This window comes from Mesorhizobium sp. M6A.T.Cr.TU.014.01.1.1, assembly GCF_004022765.1.
Classification (GTDB): domain Bacteria; phylum Pseudomonadota; class Alphaproteobacteria; order Rhizobiales; family Rhizobiaceae; genus Mesorhizobium; species Mesorhizobium mediterraneum.
In genome coordinates, this window is sequence record NZ_RZPG01000083.1 from 1 (window position 1) to 666 (window position 666).

Annotated in this window: 1 protein-coding gene; it reads left to right on the forward strand. The window is 63.4% G+C overall.

Annotation, left to right across the window (positions count from 1 at the left end; genetic code table 11):
• Positions 1-74: 74 nt before the first annotated feature.
• Positions 75-666 (forward strand): beta-ketoacyl synthase N-terminal-like domain-containing protein (locus EN885_RS33045; protein ID WP_281035183.1); only part of this gene is annotated, 592 nt, incomplete at its 3' end.

A 666-nucleotide genomic window follows, 5' to 3' on the forward strand; every position in this document is an offset into this window, starting at 1 on the left:
ATGCCTGGTCCAATCTCAAGAATGTCGGCGACGTCGTGGAAGCCGTCCGCGGCTTGCTTGCGAAGGAGGCTTGAATGGACAGGCGCGTCGTTATCACCGGAGTGGGCGGCCTGTGCGGACTGGGCACCGACGCCGCCTCTATCTGGAAAGAGATGCGCGAAGGCCGCTCCGCCATCGGCCCGATCGCCAATTCCGAGCTTCATGACCTGGAGGGCATGACCGGCGCTGAGATCAAGGCGCTGCCCGAGCACGACATCAACCGGGGGCATCTCATCTCCATGGACCGCTTCAGCTTGCTCGCCGTGCTTGCAGCGCGCGAAGCCATGCGGCAGGCCGGACTTTCCTGCGACGAAGGGAATGCCCATCGCTTCGGCGCTACAGTGGGCGTCGGATTTACCGGTTCATACGCAACAGAACAAACTTACCGCTCACTGCTTTTGGGTAGCGCAATCCGTGCTGAACTCTTCACTGGAGTAAAGGTGATGCCCAGCGCCGCTTCCGTCCATCTTAGCTTGCGCCTCGGCTTGCGCGGGCCGGTCTTCGGGGTGACCTCCGCATGTGCCTCGGCCAACCATGCGATCGCCTCGGCGGTGGATCAGATCAAGCTGGGCCGGGCCGACGTAATGGTTTCCGGGGGCAGCGACGCGCCGTTCGCATGGGGCGTGC